General features: G+C 63.0%; 20 protein-coding genes. 9 read left to right on the plus strand and 11 right to left on the minus strand.

Translation table 11 applies throughout. The annotated features are described in order from the left end of the window. Positions 1-19 precede the first annotated feature (19 nt). Complete coding sequence (locus tag C5B90_RS12280) at positions 20-1,045, minus strand: zinc-dependent alcohol dehydrogenase family protein (protein WP_115881811.1); 1,026 nt, start codon at positions 1,043-1,045, stop codon at positions 20-22. Between the two features lie 268 nt (positions 1,046-1,313). On the opposite strand from C5B90_RS12280, the gene C5B90_RS12285 reads away from it, so the two are divergent. After that, positions 1,314-2,072: an IclR family transcriptional regulator gene (locus C5B90_RS12285; RefSeq protein ID WP_115881813.1), complete on the plus strand. Its 759-nt coding sequence runs from the start codon at positions 1,314-1,316 to the stop codon at positions 2,070-2,072. 47 nt (positions 2,073-2,119) lie between these two features. Here the strand turns inward: C5B90_RS12285 and C5B90_RS12290 are convergent, their stop codons facing one another. From C5B90_RS12290 to C5B90_RS12305, 4 genes are all read right to left on the minus strand, one after another. Continuing rightward, entirely contained in the window at positions 2,120-3,370 is a 1,251-nt protein-coding gene (locus C5B90_RS12290) for an ABC transporter substrate-binding protein (protein WP_115881815.1), read from the minus strand. 84 nt (positions 3,371-3,454) lie between these two features. Then, positions 3,455-4,666: an ABC transporter substrate-binding protein gene (locus C5B90_RS12295; RefSeq protein ID WP_115881817.1), complete on the minus strand. Its 1,212-nt coding sequence runs from the start codon at positions 4,664-4,666 to the stop codon at positions 3,455-3,457. Between the two features lie 160 nt (positions 4,667-4,826). Then, a complete protein-coding gene (locus C5B90_RS12300) occupies positions 4,827-5,840 on the minus strand; it encodes an NADP-dependent oxidoreductase (protein WP_115881819.1) in 1,014 nt (337 codons plus the stop codon). A 126-nt stretch (positions 5,841-5,966) separates the two neighbouring features. Then, entirely contained in the window at positions 5,967-6,650 is a 684-nt protein-coding gene (locus C5B90_RS12305) for a winged helix-turn-helix domain-containing protein (RefSeq protein WP_115881821.1), read from the minus strand. Positions 6,651-6,759: 109 nt separating this feature from the next. Between C5B90_RS12305 and C5B90_RS12310 the strand changes: the two genes are divergently transcribed. The 5 genes from C5B90_RS12310 (at position 6,760) to C5B90_RS20855 (ending at position 11,926) form a co-directional block, all read left to right on the plus strand. Next, positions 6,760-8,199, plus strand: a complete 1,440-nt coding sequence (locus C5B90_RS12310; protein ID WP_115881823.1) for an ATPase domain-containing protein — start codon at positions 6,760-6,762, stop codon at positions 8,197-8,199. Between the two features lie 31 nt (positions 8,200-8,230). Beyond that, entirely contained in the window at positions 8,231-9,643 is a 1,413-nt protein-coding gene (locus C5B90_RS12315) for an ATP-binding protein (protein ID WP_115881825.1), read from the plus strand. 75 nt (positions 9,644-9,718) lie between these two features. After that, the gene (locus C5B90_RS12320) at positions 9,719-10,363 is read left to right on the plus strand and encodes an SDR family oxidoreductase (protein ID WP_115881827.1); all 645 of its coding nucleotides are present in this window, start codon (positions 9,719-9,721) and stop codon (positions 10,361-10,363) included. An 81-nt stretch (positions 10,364-10,444) separates the two neighbouring features. Continuing rightward, positions 10,445-11,653: a nitrate/nitrite transporter gene (locus C5B90_RS12325; protein ID WP_115881829.1), complete on the plus strand. Its 1,209-nt coding sequence runs from the start codon at positions 10,445-10,447 to the stop codon at positions 11,651-11,653. Positions 11,654-11,776: 123 nt separating this feature from the next. Continuing rightward, a complete protein-coding gene (locus C5B90_RS20855) occupies positions 11,777-11,926 on the plus strand; it encodes a hypothetical protein (protein ID WP_004041982.1) in 150 nt (49 codons plus the stop codon). A 106-nt stretch (positions 11,927-12,032) separates the two neighbouring features. Here the strand turns inward: C5B90_RS20855 and C5B90_RS12330 are convergent, their stop codons facing one another. The 3 genes from C5B90_RS12330 to C5B90_RS12340 are packed head-to-tail and all read right to left on the minus strand — an operon-like array spanning position 12,033 to position 15,312. Beyond that, positions 12,033-13,175, minus strand: a complete 1,143-nt coding sequence (locus C5B90_RS12330) for an ABC transporter permease (protein ID WP_115881831.1) — start codon at positions 13,173-13,175, stop codon at positions 12,033-12,035. Further along, positions 13,172-13,849, minus strand: coding sequence for an ABC transporter ATP-binding protein (locus tag C5B90_RS12335; RefSeq protein ID WP_115881833.1), 678 nt, complete (start codon positions 13,847-13,849; stop codon positions 13,172-13,174). The genes C5B90_RS12330 and C5B90_RS12335 overlap by 4 nt, the downstream gene beginning before the upstream one ends. Continuing rightward, positions 13,846-15,312, minus strand: a complete 1,467-nt coding sequence (locus tag C5B90_RS12340) for a hypothetical protein (protein WP_199517487.1) — start codon at positions 15,310-15,312, stop codon at positions 13,846-13,848. Before C5B90_RS12340 ends, C5B90_RS12335 begins: the two co-directional genes overlap by 4 nt. Positions 15,313-15,594: 282 nt before the next feature. On the opposite strand from C5B90_RS12340, the gene C5B90_RS12345 reads away from it, so the two are divergent. Both C5B90_RS12345 and C5B90_RS12350 read left to right on the plus strand, forming a co-directional pair. Further along, the gene (locus tag C5B90_RS12345) at positions 15,595-15,942 is read left to right on the plus strand and encodes a helix-turn-helix transcriptional regulator (RefSeq protein WP_115881835.1); all 348 of its coding nucleotides are present in this window, start codon (positions 15,595-15,597) and stop codon (positions 15,940-15,942) included. Continuing rightward, entirely contained in the window at positions 15,942-16,268 is a 327-nt protein-coding gene (locus C5B90_RS12350; protein ID WP_115881837.1) for a hypothetical protein, read from the plus strand. The genes C5B90_RS12345 and C5B90_RS12350 overlap by 1 nt, the downstream gene beginning before the upstream one ends. Before the next feature lie 549 nt (positions 16,269-16,817). Here the strand turns inward: C5B90_RS12350 and C5B90_RS12355 are convergent. Further along, positions 16,818-17,099, minus strand: coding sequence for an HPr family phosphocarrier protein (locus tag C5B90_RS12355; RefSeq protein WP_115881839.1), 282 nt, complete (start codon positions 17,097-17,099; stop codon positions 16,818-16,820). Positions 17,100-17,227: 128 nt separating this feature from the next. Here C5B90_RS12355 and ptsP point away from each other — a divergent pair, with 128 nt between their 5' ends. Beyond that, the gene (ptsP, locus tag C5B90_RS12360; RefSeq protein WP_115881841.1) at positions 17,228-18,907 is read left to right on the plus strand and encodes a phosphoenolpyruvate--protein phosphotransferase; all 1,680 of its coding nucleotides are present in this window, start codon (positions 17,228-17,230) and stop codon (positions 18,905-18,907) included. Between the two features lie 78 nt (positions 18,908-18,985). Here the strand turns inward: ptsP and C5B90_RS12365 are convergent, their stop codons facing one another. After that, positions 18,986-19,447 carry a PTS sugar transporter subunit IIA gene (locus tag C5B90_RS12365; protein ID WP_115881843.1) on the minus strand — a complete coding sequence of 154 codons (462 nt, stop codon included), beginning with the start codon at positions 19,445-19,447 and terminating at the stop codon, positions 18,986-18,988. A 127-nt stretch (positions 19,448-19,574) separates the two neighbouring features. After that, positions 19,575-21,017 carry a PTS galactitol transporter subunit IIC gene (locus C5B90_RS12370; protein WP_115881845.1) on the minus strand — a complete coding sequence of 481 codons (1,443 nt, stop codon included), beginning with the start codon at positions 21,015-21,017 and terminating at the stop codon, positions 19,575-19,577. Positions 21,018-21,070: the final 53 nt, after the last annotated feature.

Consider the following 21,070-nt stretch of genomic DNA (forward strand, 5'->3'; position numbering starts at 1 on the left):
TCAGTCGCGTCGTGTCGCGTCACCGGGCCGGGTAGATAATCTTCTTCAGCCCGCGGTTGTCCTCCATCTGGTCGAACGCGGTTTCGAGGCCAGCGAGACCGAACTCGTCGGTGACGAGTGTGTCCACGTCGATACGGCCGTTCTGGAGCAGTCGCACCGCTCGCGCGAACGTGTCCGGCGTGAGCGAGTAGCTCGCAACGAGCTCGCGTTCCTCGAAAAACAGCTCGTACGGCGAGAGTTCGATCGTCGCGTCGGTCGGGGGGACGCCGAAGATGAGCGTCCGGCCACCCGGCCCGGTGAGCGACTGCGCCTGCGCGATGGTCTGGGGGAGGCCGACGGCCTCGACCGCGATGTCGACGTCGCCGACGAGGTTCGGAATCACCGTCGTCGGGTCCGTGACGGTCGGGTCGATGGTGTGGTCGGCACCGACCGACTTCGCCACCGCTCGACGCTCGTCGACGGGTTCGGAGACGACGATAGTCCCCGCACCGCTCGCCCGGAGCGCCTGGACGAGAAGCAGGCCGATGAAGCCCGCGCCGACCACGACGACCGTCTCGCCGCTCGTCAGGTCGACCTGGTCGACGCCGTTGATGACGCAGCCGAGGGGTTCGGCGAACGCGGCCGTCCGGTAGTCGAGGTCGCCAATGGATTCGACGTTGCCGACGGGGACGGCCGCGTACTCCGCGAACGCGCCGTCGATGACGTGTTTCGCTGCCCCGCCGAGCGAAGTGAGGTCGTGACAGAGGTTCTCCCGGCCGGCCTTGCAGGCGCGACACTCGTGGCACGGCACCGACGGGTTGATAGCGACCCGGTCGCCCACCCCGTAGGCGTCGACGTCCGACCCGACATCGACGACTTCGCCCGCGCTCTCGTGGCCGGGGACCGTCGGGAACTCGACGTCGAGGTTGCCGTGGTACATGTGCAGGTCGGTCGTACAGACCCCACAGGCGTGTATCTCGACCAGCACCTCGTCCGCGTCGGGGCGCGGTTTCGCTGTGTCGGTGATCGCTACCGTGTGGGTATCCGTCAGTTGGGCAGATTTCATTGGTTCGACCGTGACAATCCGTTCAAAAACTGATTGATAAAACCCCATGGCCGGAATCGAAGCCGCTCGTTTAGAGAGCCATACTACCAAAAATCGGCCGATTCAGATTGTTCTGCAGAGCAAAACGAGGTAGCTATTGCCGACCATTTGTTGTATAAGCTATAATAATTAACAATTATGCGCGTGCTGGAGCGTGTGTGGGCTGGGCCGTCGTTCTGCTCTGAAAAACAAATTCTATATAGGTGTGATAGTACGTAGCACTACAGAGATGACGGGGACAACGACGGTCGACGCGACGATGAACTCGTTTCGCATCCTCGAGCGACTGGTCGCGTCAGACGAGGCGCTCGGCGTCACCGAACTCGCGGCCGACGTCGGGCTCTCGAAGGGCGTCGTGCACACGCACCTCAACACGCTCTCGGAACTCGGCTACGTGACGAAGCGAGACCGGAAGTATCTCGCGTCGATGGGGCTGTTAGCCCTCGGTGAGGAGGTCCGGTCGCATCTCGGCGTGTTCACCGCCGCGAGACAGCATCTCGACAACTTGGCGCGGGTCACCGGCGAGGTTTCGACGCTGTTCGTCGAGGAAGACGGCGTCGGCATCTGCGCGTACATGGCTCACGGGCCGAACGACTGGACGCCCGAGTACGCGTGTGGAACCCGCATCCCGCTCCACGTCACGGCCCCCGGCAAGGCCATGCTCGCGTCGCTCGGCCGCGAGCGCGTCGACGATATCCTCGACGAACACGGCCTCGATGCACAGACGGCTGAGACGATTACCGACCGGAACGTGCTTCGGGGCGAACTCCGGACGATTCGCGAGAACGGGATTTCGTTTTGCAGAGAAGAACAATCTGCGGGGGTCATCGGGGTGGGAACGTCCATCGCCCTGACTGAGCGCGCGCCAGCGGCGGCCATCGGGGTCTGTGGACCGTCGAGTCGACTCACCGGCCGGTATCTCGAAGAGGACATCACCGGGCAGGTCATCAGCACCGCGAAATCGATTCAGGTCGAACTGACGCGGTGAGTCGTGTGGGTTGGAGGTGACGCTGCGCGCTCACCCCGGCGACGCGCCTACAGGTTTTCGCCCGCGACGACTTCCTCGACTCGCCCGTGGTCGAACAACTGTTCGTCGGCCCCGAAGTCGGGGTAGTCGTCGCCGTCCTCGTAGGTCGGCCAGTCGCCGAACTGGTCGGGGTACAGCTGTTTGGCCGTCATCTCGGTCTGGAACAGGTTCATCAGCGGCCCCTGCCACCGGGTCCCCTGCGGGTAGACGCGGTCGTTCTGGACGGCGGCCAGTTCGCGGCCGACCGGGTCGTCCTTGAGGTTCTGTTTCAGCCCGTCGAAGTCGAACGTCTCGGTGACCGTCCACAGCGCGAGAATCACGTCGGGGTCGGCCTCGAGAAGCGCCTCCATGTCGACCTCCTGGAACGGCCCCGTGAACTCCTCGTCGCCGAAGGCGTCGACCGCGCCGAGCGGCCGGGTGTGGGCGTTCCAGTAGCCGGGCGCGTTCAGGCGAAGGAGGTAGATGCTCGAGAGGTCAGTCGAGATAGAGAGGTACGCGGCGGTCGGGCGCTCGGACTCCGGCGGCAGGCCGTCTTCGATGGTAGTGAGCTGGTCGTCACGGACGGACTGGAGCGCCTCGTAGCGCTCGCGCTCGCCGTACAGCGACCCGACGCGCTCGAACAGGTCCCAGAGGTCGTAGTACTCGTAGCCGTCGGCCCACTCCTCCGGGGGCGCGGAGTTGAAGTTGCTGTAGTAGTTGCCGAACCACGGGCCGATGTTGTCCGCGACCTCGTCGATGTCGGCTTGGTTCCAGTTGTCCTGCGTGGACACCCACGCGGGGTCGACGAGGTGGAGGTCGCTGTCGAGTTCGTACAGCCGCTCTTTCGTGAAGCCGTACTCGCCCGCCGCGTCGGCCCACTCGATTTCGAAGTCGTCGAAGCCGGCGGTGAAGTATTCGAGGCCCGCGACGGTGCCGTCCCACCAGAGGTTGTTCACGGTGTCGCCCTGCCCGAGCGCGCTCGCCATGTCCGGGAACCACGGGAAGTGGGTGAACACATTCGTCGGCGGTTCGTCCAGCGTGACCGTCCCGACCGGCGATAACTCGGCCGTGTAGCCCGGGTCGTCCGTCGCAGTTTCGGTCGCCGTCTCGGTGGCCTCCGTCTCGGTTTCGGTCGCCATGGCGGTCTCAGTCGCCGTCGTCGTCGCATCGTCGCCCGACTGCCCGGCGCATCCCGCAAGCACCCCACCACCGAGGAGCGCGCCACCGTACGTCAGGTAGTCTCTCCGCGTCGGCCCCGCGTTCTCGTCGGTCTCTTTCATACGAATTAGGCCCACCTAAACCAATATAGATGCTTCGAAGTTTAGGTCGGGCTAAAGATTACTGACACGAGCCGAACAGTCGGTTTACGACACCTCTCCGGTGATGATGTCAGCGACGCGCTGGTGGTCGAACAGCTGTGCGTCCTCGTCGTGAAGCGTCTCGATATCATCCCACGCGCCGAACTGCTCGGGGTAGAACTGCTTGGCCGCAATTTCGGTCTGGATGAGGTTGATGATCGGCCCCTGATACGACGTGCCGCCGCGGTAGAGACGGTCGTTTTGCACCGCGGTGAGCTGCTGGCCGAGTGGGTGGTCGCGAAGCTGCTCCATCCGCGTCTCGAACTCGCTGTGCGAGAGACTGGCGAAGCCGTACGGGAAGACCAGGATGTCCGGGTCGGCTTCGAGCAACTGTTCGTAGTCCCAACTCGCGTAGCTCCCGTCGATGTGGGGACCGAATCCGTCGACGATTCCGAGGTCCTGGTACTGCTTTTTCCCGTTGCCGGCACCGATGGGATACGCGTCGAGCGACCCTTCCGAGAAGTCGGAGAACGACGAGATGAGGCCGATTTCGGGGCGTTCGCGCTCCGGGGGAAGGTTCGTCTGGAGGTCCGCGATGAACGTGTCGTGGACCGACCGTATCCCCTCGTAGCGCTCTCGTTCTTGGAATACTTCGGCGACCTTCTCGAACGCCTCGTACAGCGAGTAGTACTCGTAGTCGTGCCAGTCCTGGCCGTGCCGCCGAATGTAGTTGCCGACGACCGGACCGACGTTCGATACGATTTCGTCGAAGTCCGCGGCCGAAAAGCCGTCGTGTTTCAGGCTGACGAAGTGGGGGTCGAGCAGATGCACGTCGGCGTCGAGTTCGTAGAACACCTCTTTGTCGAACGTCCCCGACGAGAGCTGACGAACGCTGTCGAACGACACGTCGACGCCGGGGAGGGTGTCGTAGAACTGCAGCGGCCAGCCGTCGCGGTAGACGAGCGCCTGCAGCGAATCGAGTTTGCCGAGGGCGATTCCCATGTCGCCGTAGTTGCTGTAGTACGCCATCCACGTCTCCGGAACGGCGTCGAACTCGACGTCACCGGCGGGAGCCATCGTCACCGTGTACGACGTGTCTTCCGGCGTGGCCGTCTCGGTTGCCGTCGATGTCGCGGTCTGCGTTCCGGTCTCAGTCTGCGTCGCGGTCGAGTCGCGCTGCGAACAGCCGGCAAGTAACCCGCCGCCGATGATTGCGCCACCGTACTTCACGTAGTCTCGCCGCGTCGGAGCGTCGCGTCCGTTGCCATCACTTGACATTCGTTTTTAGGCTAGCCTAAATCAATATAATCACTTCGGTTCCGCGATGTTGACCGCCGCTGCTGTCGCGTCCCACCCGGCGCGGCCGCTCGACGCGTGTTCGACATCGACTCTCAGTTGGGGGTGTCGGCCCGACGATGCCCGGCGGCGAAGCCGTGCGTTACGGTTCGGACACGCCGACGACCTGCTTGCCGATGTTGTCGCCGGAGAACAGGCCGAGGAACGCATCGGGCGCGTTCTCCAGGCCGTCGACGACCGTCTCGCGGTGTTCGAGGTCGCCCGAGGCAACCCACGAGCCGAGTTGCTCGCTGGCCTGGCCGAATCGGGTGGCGTAGTCGCTGACGAGCAGTCCCTGAACCTTCGCCCGCGGCGCGATGAGTTGCGGGAGCTTTCGCGGCCCGGTCGGCACGCCCTCGTCGTTGTAGTGAGCAATCTGCCCGCAGACAGCGACGCGGGCGTCGAGGTTCAACTTCGTGAACACCGCGTCGGTGATGGGGCCGCCGACGTTGTCGAAGTACACGTCTACCCCGTCGGGCGCGGCCTCGTCGAGCGCCGCACGGTAGTCGTCGACCGCCTTGTAGTTGATTGCGGCGTCGAAGCCGAGGTCGTCGGTGAGCCACGACACCTTCTCGTCGGAGCCGGCGAAGCCGACAACGCGACAACCGTTGAACTTCGCAATCTGGCCGACGACGGAGCCAACTGCACCGGCCGCGCCGGACACGACGACCGTCTCGCCGGGCGAGGGGTCACCCACCTCAAGCAGGCCGAAGTACGCCGTCCGGCCGGGCATCCCGAGCACGCCGAGATAGGCGGGGAGGTCCGCGACGGATGGGTCGACGGGCGCGACGTTGTCGGCGTCGAGGACGGTGTAGTCGGCCCACGTCCCGTTGCCGGTCACGAGGTCGCCGGTATCGTACGCCTCGCTCTCGCTTTCGACGACTTCGCCGACGACGCCGCCCTGCAGCGGCTCGCCGACCGACCACGGTTCGGCGTACGACTCCGCGTCCCGCATCCGCCCGCGCATGTACGGGTCGACAGAGAGGTATCGCACGCGCACGAGGAGCTCCCCGTGTCGCGGCTCCGGGAGGTCGCCCTCGCGGATTTCGAAACTGTCCATGTCCGGTTCGCCCTCGGGGCGCTCGGCAAAAATCCACTCGCGGTTCGTATCGCGCATACCCGAACACCGACCCGCGACGGTAACGACGGTGTTGTTTCCAGCAGCACCGTCCGGTTCGGCGGGGCGGTGTTGGGTGGCGAGGAACGGTCTGTCGTTTTGCGCTGTCTGTGCGCGGAGCGGACGTCAATCGCCGTGTCCCGTCTGCAGAACCGTCGACTCGATCGTGTCCAGAAGGCCAGCGATATCGACATCTTGGTACGGTGCGAAGCTCACGGAATACAAGGTTCCATCCGAATCTTGGGCAATGAGTAGTGCTTCCGGGTCGAAGAAGTACACCTGTGCCCAGCACTGTTTATTTGGGATATTCAGATCAAGATTAACGCGTTGGAACGCCAGTTCTCGGGCACCGTCTGTCAGTTCCTGTTCTGTGTACTCGGCGAGCGCGTCATCATCGGCGTACAAGAGCCTGGCCGCATCTCCGTCGTACATACCGACGAACCGGAGTTTGTCTCTGAGTAGTTGAGTTACTGCTTCGACGAGTCGGCTGCTTGTTTCAGTCGTCGAGTTGGTGACCTGCCACTCCAAATGTAAAATGTCAGAACGGATGTCCTCCCACGCCACCTCACCGAAGTCAGTCAGCCCGTAGTACCGCCCAACTGTTCGCTCTTCTGGTGCGTAGAGTTCAACGATGTCCTCGTCACGTAACTCCGAAACCGCCCTGGAGATATGTGAGCGTTGGAGTTCCGTATTCTCGGCAAGTTCGGTCGGAGTCGCGAGATTGGCTCTCGCCAGCCCTTTTAGCACGTGTTTTCGGTATTTGGAACTAAGAACGAACGAGCGTGCCGCTTCGATCCTGTCTCGTTCCATTATCTCACATACAGAGAGCCGGCGTTATAGGACATTTGTTGGTTTCTCTGCACGTGTGTACCATTCCGGTACCAGAACGAATATACTCTCCTGTCCAGAGATAGAAATAATGGATAGCATCAGTTCAGGTATCCCCGGGTTGGACTCAGTTCTTCATGGAGGGTTTGCCAGGGGAAGAATGTATCTGGTGAGAGGAGAGCCAGGCGCCGGAAAATCTCTACTTGGTGCACACTTCCTCGAAGCGGGCCTCGAAGCGGGCGAATCGGTAGTCTATATGCACGGTGAAGAATCGAAAACGAACGTTTTGCTGAATGCGGAGCAGGTCAGCATCGACATTTCCGATGCGCATTTTCTCGACCTCGGCCCGGAAACTGAGTTTTTCACCGAAGACCAATCGTACGATCTCGTCGAGCCGGGTGATGTGCAATCGGAACGATTCACAGAAGACATCATGCAAGCGATCGAGGAGCACGACCCGTCACGCATACTCATCGATCCGATAACGCAGCTCAAGTATATCGAGACAGACCAGTACCAGTACCGCAAGCGCCTCCTGTCGCTCATGCGGTATCTCCGTGACCGAGAGACGACAGTCGTCGGGACGCTCACGACTCGAAGTGACGACAGCGGGAACTGGCCGGAAGACGCGGAGTCGCTGAGTGACGGACTCCTCGATCTCACAAATGGAACGACTGGACGCCGATTCGAAGTGAAGAAACACCGCGGGCTCGGTCACGAGAGTGGCTCACACGGACTTGAGATACGCGCGCAGGGGCTCGAAGTGTATCCACGGATCGTCCCCCAACAGCGAACGACACCGTTCGATCCGAGCGTTCTCTCTTCGGGGAACGACAATCTCGATGCACTGCTGGGAGGCGGTATCAGAGAGGGCTCTGTGACGTTCATTAGCGGTCCAAGCGGCGTCGGGAAAACGACGACTGGAACACAGTTCCTACACGGCGTTGCCAACCAAGGCAACCCCGCCCTCGGGTTCCTCTTCGAGGAGTCGACAGACCAGTTCAGCTACCGTGCTGAAAACCTCGGGACACCTGTCGGAGACCTCGTCGAACACGGGTTGTTGGAGCTACACGAGATCGAACCGCTTGTACGCTCACCCGAAGAGTTCGCGCAACTCGTGCTCGATGCCGTTGAACGACAGCGTCCAGATGTCGTGCTAATCGATGGCATTGCAGGCTACAAGATGTCGATTCGGGGCGATGATATGCAACTCGTCCGGCGGCTTCATACGCTCACACGGACGTTGAAACAACGAGGTATCTCGGTCATCATCACAGACGAGGTTGGCAGAGTCACCGGCGTTGAGTCGCCGACGAGCGCAGGAGCCAGCTATCTGGCGGACAACGTCGTGTTTCTGTCGTATGTCCAGCAGGCAGGAGGGATGGAACGAATGATTGGCGTACTGAAAAAGCGCCTCGGCGATTTCGATAACCAGTTTCACCGGTTCACGATCGAAGATGCACAGGGGTTGCAACTGCACGGGCCCTTTGAGACGGCCCCGGACATCACCCGCGGGATCTTCGACGAGTAAGTTGTCCACGACTGTTTGACGATCCTCACTAATGTTTGAGACGAGACACAACGAGACAACGGTTCAGTTGCTCGTGAGTGGTGAACAAGACCAATCAGCGATTCGAGAGCTACTGCTGTCGGAGTACGACATCATCGTCGACGACGAGATTCGACCTGCGTCGTGCTACCTGATCGAAGACCGTCTCCTCCCGGAATACGGTCCGAGGCTATTAGATCGAAAACAGGCCGAACATCCGACGTTTTGTCCGGTCGTGGTGATCAAGCGTCAGGACTCATCGTTCAGCCTCGGAGGTACACAGCAGATGTGGCAGCGAGAGCAGGCCGTCGTCGACGATATCGTCGCTGCACCAATTGACGAGCAGGTCCTCAACTATCGTCTCAAAAACCTCTGTATCCGACGGGTGCAATCTCGAAAGCTCACGACTCAGTACGAAAAAATCGAAGAGCGGTACGAACGACTGTTCGAGTCCGCAGAAGAGGCCATCATCGTCGTCGACATCGAGTCGAACGAGATTGTCGAGTGCAACAGGGCAGCCTGCGAACTCTTCGGCTACTCCGAGTTCGAACTACAGCGATTTGACCCGTCGGACGTCATCCAGTTCGAAGACGGCTGTGGGTTCACCGGCCTCACCGAACGCGTCTTCCAACAGGATGCTGGCGTCACGAAGACGCTCGTCTGTACGACACGGTGGGGACAGAGCGTCCACGCCGAAGCCTCTGCGACGGCGATCGAAAACGCCGAACAACAGTCGATTCTGCTGTTACTTCGAGACATCTCCGAACGGGTCCGGCGACAAAAACATATTCGTGTACTCAACCGGGTGTTGCGCCACAACATCCGAAACAGTATAAACGTCGTCAGCGGCTACGGCGAGCTCATCTCCGAATCGACGGCCGACGACGACGTCAGCGCGTTCGCAGACAACATCGTCGACCGCTCCCAAGAGTTACTCGAACTCAGCGAGAAGTCCAGAACCGTCAGCAACGCGTTCCAGGCGGGAGATGAGTTACAGTCACTCGACGTCGTCGACGTGCTCGACCGAATTCGAGCAGCACTCACCGACGAGTATCCGCACGCCCGAATCGAGCTGTCTACGCCTGAGAGCGCGCACGTCTTTGGGAACTCGTATTTGCAGACCGCGTTGTACGAGCTCTGTGAGAACGCAATCGTCCACTCGACACAGGATGTGCCACTCGTCGACATCTCCGTAACTGAGGCACAATCAGCCGTAACGGTTCGGATCGAAGACCGTGGAACCGGTATCTCCGAACAAGAACTCGCGATGCTCGAAGGCGAAGAGACCGCGTTACGTCACGGCAGCGGGCTCGGTCTGTGGATGGTAAACTCCGTCGTCGACGACATCGGCGGCGAACTCGATATCAGCACCGACAGCACTCGGGGAAGTGTGGTCACGGTCTCGCTCCCGCAACCTGCGGACTGAGTCGCGCTATTCTCACGAACCACCTTCGCCGAACCCAGCCCCTATCTGGCCGGGGCGACTACGCGACGGCGAACCATGCAGGTCGCAGTTATCGGCGCGAACGGCGGTATCGGACGGCAGCTCCTCCCGCGGCTCGCGGACGCCGGTCACGACCCCATCGGCGTCGTCCGCGACGAATCGCAGTTCGAGGCGGTCCGCGACCGCGGCGGCGAGCCGCGACTGGGCGACCTCGAAGGCGACTTCGAAGCGGCGCTCGACGGGGCCGACGCCGTCGTGTTCACCGCCGGGTCCGGCGGGTCGACTGGCGCGGACAAAACGCTCATGGTCGACCTCTGGGGCGCTCGACGGGTGATTGACGCCTGTGTCGAGGCGGGCATCGACCGCTTCGTGATGGTGAGCTCCATCGGCGCTGGCGACCCGCTTTCCGGCCCCGAGCCGCTGCGCCCGTATCTAGTCGCCAAGCGCTGTGCCGACGACTACCTCAAACAGTCGTCGCTCGACGCGACGATTCTCCGCCCCACGAGACTCACCGACGCGGACGGCACCGGTACTGTCTCGCTGACCGTCGAGGGTCTCGACGGCGACACGCCCGAGATTCCGCGGGCCGACGTGGCGCAGGCGGTCGTCGCCTGCCTCGATATCGACCGAACGGTCGGCGAGACGATGCACCTCACGGGTGGGGAGACGCCTATCGAGCAGGCGCTCGGTGGCGACGACTGAGCCGGTGCCGCTCGCGGTCATTGGAAGACCAGACCGACATCAGGCGGTTTCATACTCCTCCGCCGAGCAGGTAGCGAAACCGTGAGTACGACACCGGACGCGACGGGCACGCGACACGAGATACTGGGCATCGTCGTCGGCTTCTTCCTGCTTTCGACGGCGGCGGCGGCTTACGAAATCGCCCCGGCGAGCGTGCTGCCGGTGATTCAAGAGTCCCTCGGGCTGAGCGCGAGCGCGGCGGGGTGGCTCGTCAGCATCATGTACGCGACGGCGGTCGTCACGAGCGTCCCCATCGGCGTCGTCCTCGACCGCTTTTCGGTGCGCCGCGTCGTCGCGCTCGCGACCGTCGCGCTCGTCGTCGCCGGCGGCTGGGGCTGGTACGCGGCCACCGCCGGCACGTACGGCTGGCTCCTCGTCTCGCGGGTGCTCGGCGGCCTCGCGTACGTCACGTTCTGGAACGCGGGCGCGAACGTCGTCGGGAGCGCGGTCCCCACGGAACAGCGCGCGACTGCGGTCGGCGTGTTCACCGCGAGCGCGCCGGTCGGCTTCGCCCTCGGGCAGTTCGGGAGCCCGCTCATCGCGAACGTCGCCGGGTGGCCTGCGATTCTCCCGCTGTACGCCGCGGTCGCCGTCATCGGCGTCGTCTTTTTCATGCTCGCGACCCGCCGCCGCGTCCCCGGCGTCGACGCGCCCGCGCCCGACCAGGCGGCGCTCCGCGAACTGTTCGGGAGTCGAGCGGTCTGGACCGTCTGCGCACTCTGCTTTCTCGCCTACTCGCTGTACCTGTTCGTCAACACGTGGCTCCCGAGTTTCCTCGCCAGCGAGTTCCCGATTTCGCTGGCCGCAAGCGGTCTCCTGACCGCGTTGTTCCCCGCTATCGGCGCGGTCGCGCGCTCGACCAGCGGCGTGGTCACCGACCGCGTGTTCGGCGGTCGTCGTCGCCGGGTCATCGTCTCGTCGTTCGCCGTCGCAACGCCCGCGGTCGTCGCGTTCGCGTTCGTCTCGGAACTCGGCGCGGTCGTCGGTGCGGTCGTCGTCGTCGGCTTCGCCATCCAGCTCGTCACGGGGCTCATCTTCTCGTACATCGCAGAACTCGTCGCCCCCGCGGTGCGGACCACGGCCGTCTCGCTCCTGACGAGCGTCGGACTCCTCGGCGCGTTCGCCGCCCCCATCGCCGCCGGTGCGATTATCGACTACGCGGGATACGCCCCGGCGTTCTTCGCCGCCGGCGGCGTCGCCGTCGTCGGTGTGTTGTTGGCGCTCCGAGCACCTGAGCCGAGTCGGGTGTAAGCCAACGCAGTTGGGTACGACAACAGGTCGTGTGTTCGCCCACAACTGCTGGCCCCACCCTCGCGACTATTTATATATTAACTATTCAGTCACTTTATGTATACGGGAACCCGACGAATCAGTATGGCTCGCGCAGTCAACCCCGTTCGAACCGACTACTCGAACATTCAGATGGGTCTCATGGGGACGCTCATCGTCGCTGGAATCGCGGTCCTCATGATCCCGTTCGCGCCGTTCATCCTCCTCGGACTGGTGTGGCGGCTGTTCCACTAGGCGCGTCGACCTCCCGACAAGCTGCAGTTCGACACGTGTTTTTCCACCCCGTTTGACGCCCGAGTCCGAACCTCCCGACGAGTGTCGGTGGAGCGTGGTCGACGCCTCAGCTTCGAAGCGCGTCGACCGGGCGGTCGTTGGCGGCCTTCCACGCCGGATAGACACCGCTCAGAACGCTCGCCACGACGGCGAACGCGAAACCGAACAGGAGATACTGGGAGCTACTCCAGTTGAACACGGCCATCGCGTTGCCCGTGAGTAACTGGAACATGACCAGTCCGACACCGAGTGACCCGAGCGCGCCGACGACGCCACCGACAGCGCCCATGAGGGCGGCCTCGGTCAGAATCATCCGGAGCACCTCACCGCGGCGAATCCCGACCGCACGGAGGACGCCGATTTCGCCGCGGCGTTCGACCGTGCTCATCAGCATCACGTTGAGGATGGCGACACTCGCCACGACGAGCGAGATGGCACCGATACCGAGTAGCGCGTAGTTGAGCGTGTTCAGGAACGTGTCGAGGCTGTCTAAGCTCCCGAACGTGCTCACGCGTAACTCCTCGTCGTCTTCTTCGTTGAACTGGCTATCGATGACGTCAGCGAGGGTCCCGGCCGCGTCGCTACTGCCGGCGGCGACGGTCACCGTATCGTAGCCGTCCTGCTCAGAGAGCGCCGACATCGGTAACACGAGCTGTCCGCCACCACCACCGAAGCCACCCGACCCCTCGAGGAACCCGCTGATTCGATATATCTGGCCGTCGTACTCGACGGGGTCACCGGGTTCGAGGTCGAGTGTCTCGGCGGTGCTGTTACTGATTAGCGCCCCCGACGCCAGCCGACTCGGTGCGTCGCCCGACGTGAGGTTGTACAGCGCGGCCGCATTGGTCACCCCCGTGACGCTCATCCGTGCCTCCTCGCCGTTTCGGGCCGTCAGCGTCGTCGAGTTCGACTTCTGTGGGACCACCTCCGCGTCACTCACGATGTCTCGGAGCGTTTCGACCTGCGCTCGGGTGACGCCGTCGGTGGCGCTGTCCGCTCCCGACGAAATCGTCACGTCGCCGCCGATGGAGCCGAGATCGGAGGTCGCCTGCTGTTGGAGCGCTGCACCAGCCATCCCGAGCGAGGCAATGGAAATCACGCCGATGACGATGCCGAGCGCCGCCAGCAACGTTCGCGTTCGATTGCGGCCGAGATTGCGCCACGCCATGAGGGCGCTCGGATACCGCCACAGATAGTCGGCGATACTCACGGCTGGGCCACCTCTTGGATGACGCCGTCGACGATGCGGACGGTGGTGTCAGTGTAGTCGAGCATCTGGTCGTCGTGGGTGACCGCGACGATAGCGACGTTCTCGTCTTCTTTCAGCCGCGTCAGCTCTTCGAGAATCGTCTTTCCGGTGTCCTGGTCGAGGTTCCCCGTCGGCTCGTCGGCCAAGAGGATATCCGGTTCGTTGATGAGCGAGCGCGCGACTGCGACGCGCTGTTGCTGGCCGCCCGACAACTGGTCGGGCGTGTGGTCTAAGCGGTCGCCGAGTCCCACGCGGCGAAGTAACTCAACCGCGCGGTCGTGTCTGTCTACCGATGTGTTCCACATCGAGGGGAGTTCGACGTTCTCGACCGCCGTCAGCATCGGGAGCAGGTGGAAGTCCTGGAACACGAATCCGATTCCCGTCCGGCGCTCTTCGGTGAGTTCGTCCTCGCTGAAGTCGGTCACGTCGTGGGCGTCGAGGTGGACGTGACCTTCGGTCGGCGTATCGAGTAGGCCGATCATGTTGAGCATGGTACTCTTGCCCGAACCCGAAGGGCCGATGACGGTGACCATCTCACCGCGGTCGGCGGTGAAGTCTACGCCTTTGAGCGCCTCGACCGTTTCCACGCCGCTTTGGTAGCGCTTGACGACGTCCTCGAGTTCGATGACGCTCATGACTGTTGTCGCCGCCAGTAGAGACCAGCACCACCGACCGCAACGGCGAGTGCGAGACCGAGTGCCGCCACCGAGAGGCCGCTGCTGCCTCCACCGGAGCTACTACTCGCAGCCGCATCGCCTTGCGCGGCCGACTCGCTCGATTCGAGGTCGACGTCGACCGTCCGGACGAACTGCTCACCGCCCGCGGAGTAGCGGATTTCGACGGGAAGGCTGTCGACTGAGCCGTTTGACCCCGTATCGGCAGTCAGTTCGAACGTGGCGAACTCGCTCGACTCGACGGTGCCGACGAAGTACTCGCCGTTCGGCGCGGCCGGACTGACGCCATCCGCGTCGCCGACGCTCATGAGCACGGAGTCGGCGTCGGTACTTCCGACGTTGGCGGCATCGCCGCTCAGCGTGACCGTCGAGCCGCTCCGCGTCGCTTCGATACCGGTCAGTTCGATGTTCGACAACTCGCGGGGGTTGTAGTCGATGGTCGTTTCGGTCGTGTGCGCGTCGCCACCAGCGGTGTACGCGGCGACGATGGTTACTGCACCCGTGGGAATGTCAGTTCCGCTGAGTGCGAACGTCTGCGACGACTTGGGGTCGACGTCCGAGACGAGGGCGCGTTCAACCACCGTTCCGTCGACGACTGCCCGGAACTGAACGTCGGTGAGGCCGACGTTCCCATACTCTGTGAGCGTCGTCCGAATGACCGACGACCCGTTCGACTCGGCCACTGTCGCGGTGAGACCAGTGTCGATGTCAGCGGACTCGGCGGTCACCGTCTTCTCGGCGATTGCCGTCCGTGTTGCTCCGGTCGTGGTCTTGTACTGGACCGTCGCGCGGAGCGTGTGCTCACCGGCTTCGGGAAAGGTCACGTTGTACGCGTAGTCGGCGTGCGAACCGGGTGCGAGCGAGGCACTCACGCGTTTCGGGTCGTCGACACTGGCGTCGCCGCCGAGCGTGAGCTTGACGTTCGAAATCGCGTCGGTGTCACCGTTGGCAACGGTCACCCCGACGGAACGCTCGTCACCCGCGACGGGGTCAAGGGATTCGAACGAAATCGCGGCCTCGTCTGGGGTCTCGACGTCTACGTATATCGGGTAGCTCACCCGTGTGTATTCACCGCTTTGTCCTCTAATGGCCGCCTGAACGGTAAGCCGTTTTCTCCCCGCTTCGTCGAGGGTGACGCTCATGGGAACGCTCATCTCGCGTCCCGAGATGAGCGATCCGAGATCTTCGGCCCGCGCGTATTCGGTCCCGCTCGGGTCGCGGAGATACACGTCGGTCACCTCGCCCGCCTCGTCGCCGACATTGCTCAAGTTGACGGTGACTTCGAACGGTTCGCCCGGTGCGGGGTCGCTCACGGACGCGTCGGCATCGATGGCGACTTGGGTCGCACCTGCCGTACTCGCGACGGCACCGACCGACGACGTGAGCAACAACAACGCGAACACAGCGGAGACGAGTCGTTTCACCGACGCTCCACCCCGGTTCCGCTCCGACGACGAGCGAGTCGCCGTCTACTCGATTGACAGGGCAATACTCGAACGCGGCCATCAGAGACTGGCTGTCGTTTCACGAGAGAGCAAGCGACAGACAGGTGATTAAACACCGACACAGATTTTCTGGGTCGGAAAGTTTGACCGGGGTGCAGAGTTCCGACTGCCGTCTCGCCCTATGTGCATATAAGGCGACGCACGTTTTCCGGCCCAGAAAATCGACGCACCGATAAACATCACTCACGATGATATCCCGTTGTGTGTGAGGAGTCCGCATCGGAGGAAGTCTACCGCCTCCTCGACGACGAATACGCACGAACCATCCTCACGTCGACAGACACGACAGCCAAGTCCGCCAAAGAGCTTAGCGAAGCATGCGACGCGTCGCTCCCGACGATTTACCGGCGCACCGAGCGCCTGATCGACTGCGGGCTTCTCGAAGAGCAGACCGAACTCGAGGGCGATGGACACCACTACAGCGTCTACAAAGCACGACTCAAGCGCCTCACGGTGGAATTAGAGAACAATGAACTCAAACTCACAATCGAAGAACGGGAGCCCGAGACGATGGCGGACCGCTTCACGCGAATCTGGGAGGAACTGTGATGCAAACGCTTCAGATTGACCTGTTCGCGCTGCCGATACGCTACGTAACCCTGTTCGCCGCGTTCTTCGTTACAATCGTGATGGGCTTGTTTATCGTCTTCCAAGCCTACCACGGATACCGTCGGAACGAGAGCCGGCGGATGCTGTTTCTCGCGGTCGGTCTCGCGTTCGTCACCGTCGTTCCCCCCGTCATCTCACTTGGCACCGCATCGTTTGGATTCGACGTCGACATCTACGTGTTTTATCTGCCGCTCGGGACCGCGATAAGCCAAATCGTCGGACTATCGTTTATTATCTACTCACTCGCGCTCCGGAGCGGGTCATAGCGTTCGGACGAGTTTCACGCGCTTCCGAGTTCGGTGTCGTTCACACGCTCTCCAGACCCCGTCCAGCACCAGAGTTGACTCGGTCTTCGTTGTCCTCGGTAGCGAACCGTCTCCGGAGTGGAGAGACTGTTCGTCTTAGGGCACATCATATCAAAAATTATCGATAGAGATATTTATTTCATATTTTGTCTGTTATTTCTGCCCCTAGGTACCCAAGAATGAGAATTATACGGTCCAGAGCTGCGTATATACAGGTATTATCTTAGAGTTCTTTCTCCACTCAGATAATCCCTAAACACCCATATAAGGGATTAAAAACAGCTATTTCTACGTAATAGCCGGATTGACACCAAAGTATCAGATGAAATTTTATTGTCTGTTTTATCCAATTATTATATATTCAGCTCTCGAAGCAAGAGACACAGGTCCCCACGAGGGCACTACCCCCCGCGGTCGAGCTCGTCGACGTGAATGCAGGCGCCCTTGTTGCCGCCAGTCGCACCCACTACGTCGTCGGGCGTCGAATCGACCACGAGTCCGAGCGGTCGTCTACGAATCGAGGTCGAAGTCGTTGCGGACGAGTTCGACGAGTCGCTCGACGGCCTGCTCGCCGTCGCTTCCGTCGGCGGTGATGACGATTTCCTCGTCCGGGCCGACACCGAGCGAGAGAACGGCGATGCTGCTTTTCGCGTCTACTTCCGTCTCCCCGCCGGCTTTCCGCACGGAGATGTCCGTCTCGAACTTCGACGCCGTCTGGACGAACATCGACGCGGGGCGCGCGTGGAGACCGGTCTCGTGCTCTACGACTACTGTCGCTGATTTCGCTGCCATCCGTGCCACCATTTCCCACGCCGGCACTAAGGCTTTACCGCTTCGCGAGCGTTTTTGCCGGCGGACGCGGACTAGACGCGTGCGATGTTCGCAAGCGCAGCGTATTCAGCGATAGCTACGAGGGACCGATGAGCGACCGCCGAATCTCGGGCGTCGGGGTGACGCCGCTACGCGGTGTCGGCACGGTCGTCCAGTACGATTCGACAGTCGACCTCAACGACGAACGGTCGGCGGCCGACCCCGAGACCGAACGTCGGCGGTTCGAAGAGGCACGGGAGACTGCGGCGGACGAACTCGCCCGCGAGCGGTCTCGGACGGCCGAGCGCGTCGGCGCCGAAGAAGCGGAGATATTCGACGCGCACCAGCAGTTCCTCGCCGACCCACAGATAACCGAGGGCGTCGAGACCGCGATCAGCGAAGACGGCGTCACCGCCGAGCGGGCCGTCTCGCGGGCATTCGAGGACCCAATCGCCACGTTCGAGGGGGCAGATGGGATGTTCGCCGAGCGCGCGGACGACCTCCGAGACGTCCGCGACCGACTGCTCCGTCTGCTGCTCGACCGCGACCGAGTCGACCTCTCGGCGCTCCCTGAGGGAACGGTCATCGTCGCGAAGCGGCTCACCCCGAGCGACACCGCACAGTTAGACCCCGACGCAGTCGCCGGGTTCGTCACGGTCGAAGGGGGCCGCACGTCGCACGCCGCCATCATGGCTCGGTCGCTGGCGATTCCGGCGGTGGTCGGCGTCGACCCCGCCGCCCTCGACCTCGCCGACGGCACGCGTCTCGTCGTCGATGGCACCACGGGCGACGTGACCGTCGACCCGGACGACGACGCCGTCGCCGCGGCGCGGGAATCGAGCGGTGCGACGGTTCGGCACGACCCCGTCACGACGGTCGATGGCCGACACGTCGAAGTCGCCGCGAACGTTGGAACGCCGCAGGAGGCGGAGGCGGCCGCCGAACGCGGTGCGGACGGCGTCGGGCTCTTTCGAACGGAGTTCCTCTTTCTCGACCGGGAGACGCCGCCGAACGAAGACGAGCAGTACGAAGCGCTCAACGAGGTGTGCGAGGCGTTCGCCGGGTCGCGCGTGGTCGTCCGAACGCTCGACATCGGCGGCGACAAGCCGATTCCGTACGTCGACTCCGACCCCGGCGACAACCCGTTTCTCGGCGTTCGGGGCGTCCGGTTCGCACCGGGCGAGCGACCCGAACTGTTCGAAGAACACGTCCGCGCGATTCTGCGCGCGGCTGCCGGGCCGGCGCAGCTCGCCGTGATGTTCCCGCTGGTGTCGACAGTCACCGAACTCGACGCGCTTCTCGACGAGGTGAGCGCAATCGCCGGGGAACTCGACGACGCCGGCGTCGACTACGCGGTTCCCGAACTCGGCGCGATGGTCGAGACGCCGGCGTCGGTCTTTCTCGCCCGCGAGTTCGCCGACCGCCTCGACTTCCTCAGTATCGGAACGAACGACCTCACGCAGTACGTGATGGCCGCGGCCCGCGACGACGACCGCGTCGCCTCGTTACACGACCCGCTTCACCCGCCGGTCCTCCGCGCCATCGCGCGGACGGTCGAGGCAGCCCACGAAGGCGACGCTTGGGTCGGGATGTGCGGCGAGATGGCCGGCGACCCGGACCTCACCGAACTGCTCGTCGGGCTCGGCCTCGACGAACTGAGCATGAGCGCCGTGACGATTCCCGACGTGAAAGCGGGCGTCCAGGCCGTGGATGACGAGTCGGCGGCGACGCTCGCCGAGACAGCCCTCCGCGCCGAGACCAACGAGGACGTACGAGAGCTCATCGACTGAGAACAGGAGTGGAGTGGACTAGAAGACTGGCCGCTCGCTCGCCGTGAAGCGCCGCTCCGCGGCGTCGTCTTCTCCGGTTCAGCCGTCGAAATCGACGCAGCGCTCGACGACGAGGTCGAGCAGGCCGTCGGCGTCGCGGCGCTTCGTCATCTCGGCGAACTCCTCGGCCTGGAAAAGTTTAGCGAGGTTCGAGAGGAACGACGAGTAGCCGTCGGTGTCGGTCACGAGAAGCAACACGACGACTTCGGCGGCGACGTGTTCGTCGGGGTTGTCCATGCTTCGGAACGCTATCGACTCGCCCGCGGGCGGCAGTCCGAGGAGCACGGCCTGTTCTGTGACGTGGTCGGGGTCGGCGTGGGGGATGGCGATGCCGAACCCCATCGTCGGGATGTCGAGTCCCGTCGGGTAGTCGGCTTCGCGTGCCAGGAGGGCGTCCGCGTAGCTCTCGTCGGCCCAGCCTTGGTCGTAGGCGTACGCGCCGAGTTCCGTGAGGACCGCTTCGTCCGTCTCGCCAGTCAGTTCGAGGCTTTCGGTTCGCATCGATGAGTCGTACGCGGGTCTCCGAGAAAAGTGTTGGTACCGGTTCGCCGCCGGTGCCGCGGAACGCGGCGACTCGTCGTGGCCGAGTCGCGGACACCGACGGGTGACTGTAACTGTAACTGCGCGGTCAGTCGTCGGAGCGGCCCTCTGTGCTCGTCGCGTCAACAGTCGAGCCGATTTTGTTGGGCAAGAGGCCGCCGCCCTTGCCGGTGTGACGACGTTCGACGGTCTCCCGCGCTTTCTCTTCGGACGCGCCGGCGACCATGTACATCCGCTGGGGCCACGTCCGAAGCGCGACCCAGATACCGAGGACGATGACGAGTGCGACCGCGAGGGCGACCGGTGCCGGGATGAGGGCCAGGATGCCCGTCGCGGGCGACCCCGCGTCAGCGACGGGCGACGTGATGAGCCCGCGGCCACCGAGGTCGAAGCCCGCGCTCCCCGCCGCCTGCGTCAGGAGAGGAGCCACCGCGGAGGAGATGTAGTGCAGCGGGATGAGCAGGATCGTCCCCGTGACGACCATCTTCACGATGTTGCCGTTCATGATGGGAACCATCAGCGCGAAGAAGAACGGGAACGTTGCCAGGTCGATTCCCCACAGGACGTCGTTGCCGGGGAGGATGATCGACATCACGATGGCGATGGGAACGATGAGCAGGCTGGACGCGATGACCGACTCGTGGCCGATGAGGATAGCCGAGTCGAGTCCGATCGCCATGTCGCGGTCTTCGAACCGCGAGGTCATGTAGTTCCGAATCGACTCCGAAAGCGGCGTCAGCCCCTCCATGAGGATGCCGACCATCATCGGGAGGATATGCATCACCGCGGCGAACGAGATGCCGGCGGTGAGGATGGCGTACCAGCTCTCGGCGACGAAGAGCGCGTTACTGTAGGCGGCGATACCGATGACGAGTCCGATAGCGAGGCCGACGAAGATCGGTTCACCGAGGATGCCGAACCGGTCTTGAATCGCGTCGGGGTCGGCTTCGATGTTCCCGAGCGGCGTCTTATCCACCGCCCAGTGAATCGGAATTGCGGCGACGGCGTAGGGTGCCGATGTCCCATGCGGAATGGAGATGCCGGGCGTATCGAACGTCTCTTCGACGGCCGGTTGCGTCCAGTCCGCGGCCACGAGAACGAACAGCCCCAGCGTCAGCCCGACTGCCACCGAGTACAGCCAGTTGTTCGTGCTCATGTAGACCAGCCCGCCGATGAAGGCGAAGTGCCAGTAGTTCCAGATGTCCACGTTGAGCGTGTAGGTGAAGCCGATCGCGAAGAGGACGAGGTTCATCGCCACGAACAGCGGAATCATCCAGACGCCGAGTTCCGCGATACCGAAGGCGATGGCGGCGGCGGCGGGCCAGCCGACGTCAACCGCCGGCAGCGTAATGCCGGTCACCTCGACCATCTGTTGGGCCAGCGGACTGATGTTCTCGCTGAACAGCCCGATGACGAGATTGATGCCGATGAAGCCGATGCCGATGAGGATGGACGAGCGCGCCGCCTTCAACACGTCCACCCGGAACGCGAGCGCGATGAGGAAGATGATTATCGGAAGGAGGACGCTCACGCCCAACGATTGGATTACGCTGTTGATAGAATTCAACAGGGAACTCACACCAC

It is taken from the genome of Haloferax sp. Atlit-12N (assembly GCF_003383095.1).
GTDB lineage: Archaea > Halobacteriota > Halobacteria > Halobacteriales > Haloferacaceae > Haloferax.

Excerpts from the sequence above, each read along its gene's own strand:
- C5B90_RS12280 (WP_115881811.1), bottom strand. The coding sequence starts at position 1,045 with ATGAAATCTGCCCAACTGACGGATACCCACACGGTAGCGATCACCGAC.
- C5B90_RS12285 (WP_115881813.1), top strand. The coding sequence starts at position 1,314 with ATGACGGGGACAACGACGGTCGACGCGACGATGAACTCGTTTCGCATC.
- C5B90_RS12290 (WP_115881815.1), bottom strand. The coding sequence starts at position 3,370 with ATGAAAGAGACCGACGAGAACGCGGGGCCGACGCGGAGAGACTACCTG.
- C5B90_RS12295 (WP_115881817.1), bottom strand. The coding sequence starts at position 4,666 with ATGTCAAGTGATGGCAACGGACGCGACGCTCCGACGCGGCGAGACTAC.
- C5B90_RS12300 (WP_115881819.1), bottom strand. The coding sequence starts at position 5,840 with ATGCGCGATACGAACCGCGAGTGGATTTTTGCCGAGCGCCCCGAGGGC.
- C5B90_RS12305 (WP_115881821.1), bottom strand. The coding sequence starts at position 6,650 with ATGGAACGAGACAGGATCGAAGCGGCACGCTCGTTCGTTCTTAGTTCC.
- C5B90_RS12310 (WP_115881823.1), top strand. The coding sequence starts at position 6,760 with ATGGATAGCATCAGTTCAGGTATCCCCGGGTTGGACTCAGTTCTTCAT.
- C5B90_RS12315 (WP_115881825.1), top strand. The coding sequence starts at position 8,231 with ATGTTTGAGACGAGACACAACGAGACAACGGTTCAGTTGCTCGTGAGT.
- C5B90_RS12320 (WP_115881827.1), top strand. The coding sequence starts at position 9,719 with ATGCAGGTCGCAGTTATCGGCGCGAACGGCGGTATCGGACGGCAGCTC.
- C5B90_RS20855 (WP_004041982.1), top strand. The coding sequence starts at position 11,777 with ATGGCTCGCGCAGTCAACCCCGTTCGAACCGACTACTCGAACATTCAG.
- C5B90_RS12335 (WP_115881833.1), bottom strand. The coding sequence starts at position 13,849 with ATGAGCGTCATCGAACTCGAGGACGTCGTCAAGCGCTACCAAAGCGGC.
- C5B90_RS12350 (WP_115881837.1), top strand. The coding sequence starts at position 15,942 with ATGCAAACGCTTCAGATTGACCTGTTCGCGCTGCCGATACGCTACGTA.
- C5B90_RS12355 (WP_115881839.1), bottom strand. The coding sequence starts at position 17,099 with ATGGCAGCGAAATCAGCGACAGTAGTCGTAGAGCACGAGACCGGTCTC.
- ptsP (WP_115881841.1), top strand. The coding sequence starts at position 17,228 with ATGAGCGACCGCCGAATCTCGGGCGTCGGGGTGACGCCGCTACGCGGT.
- C5B90_RS12365 (WP_115881843.1), bottom strand. The coding sequence starts at position 19,447 with ATGCGAACCGAAAGCCTCGAACTGACTGGCGAGACGGACGAAGCGGTC.